Raw genomic sequence first — 3,177 nt, 5'->3', positions numbered from 1 at the left:
ATCTCGGCCGCCAGCGTCGGGCCGAAATCCGCGTAGCTTTCCTTGATAACGTTCAGCGCATAATCGCGCTTGGCCGGGTGGATGCGATTGTTCGGCGCGCGACCGCGGGATTTGTGGCGGATCGCCGACGCGCCGTCCGCACGATACCGCTTCAGCAATCGGAACATCTGCCGCTTCGACAGCGCGATGTTGTTCGCACCAGCCTCGACGCTCAGGCGGCCGTCGTCGATCTGCGCGAGAACTTCGATCCGCCGCATCTCAAGTTCGCTCATCATCACCCATCCCATGCCCGAACTCTCCTCCAAGCTTCACCATGGAGGAGAATGACACTTCTGCTTTGCGCACGGGTGACATTATCGGTTTGCGTGATGACTCAAGGGTGGTCGTGTGAAATCATGGCGAAGCGCCATTTCCGCGTTCTCAGGTTAATCTTCTGATCGCATGACCGCCATTATCTGGCCCCGGAAGACCTCGGCAGGCGTTCTATAACCGAGACACTTGCGGGGCGTTGCGTTGAGGCGCGCGCAAATCGACTTCAAATATCGATTTGTGAGCGCCGCCGGATCGGTCTTGCGCGGCAGGAAGGCGCGTAGCCGGTTGCTGGTGTTCTCCACGGTGCCTTTCTGCCAAGGCGATTGCGGATCGCAAAACCACGTCTGCGATCCGAGCCCGGCCTGCAGATGGCCCCACGCGGAGAACTCGGTGCCGCGGTCGAACGTGATCGAGCGGCGGGCCGGTTGGGGCAGGGCGCGGAGCCCTGCAATCAGCGCTTCCATCACCGGTTTCGACTGGCGATCCTGGTTCCGGGCAAGCAGCGTGAAGCGGCTCACGCGTTCGACCAGCGAGGCGGCGTTGGCGGTGCCGAATTCCTTGCGGAACATGATCAGATCGCATTCCCAGTGGCCGAACTGTTCGCGGTGCGCAACCTCGGGCGGGCGGAGTGAGATACTGTTTTCCAAGCCAAATTCAGCGCATGAGGCCGCCGTGTGCCGCGCGGGCGACGATGGCGACGGTGCATGGGCAGATGACGCCAGAGACCGGCTTGGCGGCCGTCTTCAGAATAAACGTATCGGTAGATCGTCTCATGGCTGACGCGCACAGGGTGCCGCTCGAAGTACATCCGGCCGGCGATCTGTTCGGGCGACCAGCCTGCCGCGAGATGGTCAAGCACGGCGTCTTTCAGGACCGTGTGTTTGACGAGCTTGCGCAGCGCTGAACGCCGTTTGGCATAAATGCTCTGCGCGTTCATTCCATAGTATCCGTAGAGCTGGGGAAGCTCCGCATCGGTGAACCGGTTCCGGCGCAGCTCTCGGTAGAGGGTGCAGGGCGGACGACCCAGCCTTACGGCGATCTCCTTCATCGACACCTTGGCATCGCGCCACTTGGCCAGCTTCAGGCGTTCATCGAGAGCCAGATGCGAGTAGTGCTTTCCCATGCCACAACCTCCATGCAACCATCTGTTTTATTGCAGAAGTTGCACTTCGTTTGTGAATCCACCCGCTCTATGGCGATTTTGCAACCAAGTTGAAATGTCCTCGGCTGCGCAAAGCAGAAATGTCCCGCGCAGCAGTGGGGAGCATGGCATTGCTGCCCGTAGACCTCATGTATCGGAGGGCAGGAATGCCATGCTTTGGCTCCAGCGTTGAGGCGGCGGTGCCGCGGCTGGTAGTCTTCTGGAATGGAGCCGCGCATTGCTTTGAACCGCGACATTGATCCGCTCGACCATTCCCCTCTGGTGCGAGGAATGGTTCTGGCGATGTCGTATGCGGATGCGGAAGGCGGCATAGGCCTGACGAAGTCGGGAGCGATCAATCGCAGGTTCGTTCACTGGGCGGCGGAGAGGTTTGTCTGGCCGGGTTACACATCCAAAGACCTGTTTATCGTGAACAAGGTGCTGAACGAGCGCGATATGCCGCCGTTATGGCCCGTTCAGGACGTGCTGCTGCACCTGAAACTCATGCGTCGCTACAAGGGAACGCTTCGAACGACGAAAAGGGGCAGGGCGCTTGGCGCGATACCTCGACAGCTCTTCGACGTCGTCGCACCTGTCTATCTCTACCGCTATGTTCACGACGACCTGGCGCAGAACCGAGGCGGTGTAATCGACAACTGGCGCGTCTTTCTCAACGTCATCAATATCGAGGCTCGTACCGGCTGCACGATCCCAAGGCTGATGGAGGTGCTGTACAGGTGGCCTCCGGAAGCCCGATACGAGGTCGCGTATCAGGATACGCGCTTTGCGCTGAAAGCCTGCATCGTCCGCCCATTATGCTGGTTGGGGCTGCTCTGGGAGGACCGGGAAGGGCTCGGCATGTTTGACGAGGGAGCGTACCACAAGACCCCGCTCTGGTCGGCAGCGTTGAAACTTGAATCCGACGCCCAAGCAACGATCCACGTGGTGTGACTATTGCCGGCCATCCGGCACGGCACTGCTCTTCGATTTGCGCGCCAGCTTCAAGTTCCAGCCATCGTTCCGGCGGCCCGTGGGCTGGTACTTGGTCCGTTGCTTGCCGGCGCGGCGCGGCTTCGGCTGCGCCTTGTCCTGCTCGGCCTTGATGTGTTCGAGAACCGCGCTCAGGTGCTTGTTCTCGGTGATCACGGTATGGGTCACGCGCTGATCCTTGTCGAAGACCCGGAAGGGCAGCGGCACACCTTTCCAGCGGAACTCGAGGCGGCCATCGGCGAACTCGTAGCTGTCGACGTATTTTCCGGGCAGGCCCCGGCTGAGCTCGGTCTCCTCGAGAATGATGCGCTTGCGGTCGTAGGAAAACGCGAGCTGCTGACCGACATAGCGCTCGTCGCGCAGGCACAGGATCTCCCGCAACCGGTCCGGTTCGACGTTGAGCGCACGATGACGGTTGTCAGGGTGATGCGGAAGCTTTGCGAAGCGGGCGTTGTGGCGCGCCATGAAGCCCGGAAGAAAGGCGTTGGCCGCGACGATGTCCGAGATACCGGCCAGCCGCAGCTCCTTGACCAGTCGATCCTGCAGGGTGCGGTTCGCGCGCTCGACGCGGCCCTTGGCCTGGCTCGAATTGGCGCAGAGGATCTCGATATTGAGCGCGTTCAGCGCCCGGCCGAACTGGGTCTCCCCGTGGCCGGACGTCGCGCCCTGGTTGGCGACGCGGAAGACCGTGTGCTTGTCGGAATAGAACGCGACCGGCCGGCCGTGCTTGAGCA

General features: G+C 61.3%; 3 protein-coding genes and 1 pseudogene. 1 reads left to right on the top strand and 3 read right to left on the bottom strand.

Annotation, left to right across the window (positions count from 1 at the left end; genetic code table 11):
* Together OCH239_RS21090 and OCH239_RS21085 are read right to left on the bottom strand one after the other, a co-directional pair.
* On the bottom strand, positions 1-287 hold a 287-nt coding region (locus OCH239_RS21090), incomplete at its 3' end, for a helix-turn-helix domain-containing protein (RefSeq protein ID WP_037267387.1).
* Positions 288-425: 138 nt separating this feature from the next.
* Positions 426-1,435: pseudogene (locus tag OCH239_RS21085) on the bottom strand (IS30 family transposase).
* Between the two features lie 243 nt (positions 1,436-1,678).
* On the opposite strand from OCH239_RS21085, the gene OCH239_RS21080 reads away from it, so the two are divergent.
* On the top strand, positions 1,679-2,404 hold the full coding sequence (locus tag OCH239_RS21080; protein ID WP_037267385.1) for a hypothetical protein: 726 nt from the start codon (positions 1,679-1,681) through the stop codon (positions 2,402-2,404).
* On the opposite strand, the gene OCH239_RS23225 is transcribed toward OCH239_RS21080, so the two are convergent.
* Positions 2,405-3,177, bottom strand: a 773-nt coding sequence (locus OCH239_RS23225) for a hypothetical protein (protein WP_037267383.1), incomplete at its 5' end; no start/stop codon positions are given.

Source organism: Roseivivax halodurans JCM 10272 (assembly GCF_000521785.1).
Taxonomy (GTDB): domain Bacteria; phylum Pseudomonadota; class Alphaproteobacteria; order Rhodobacterales; family Rhodobacteraceae; genus Roseivivax; species Roseivivax halodurans.
The sequence above is the reverse complement of the archived record's forward strand: the minus strand, read 5'-3'. Positions and strand labels throughout refer to the sequence as shown.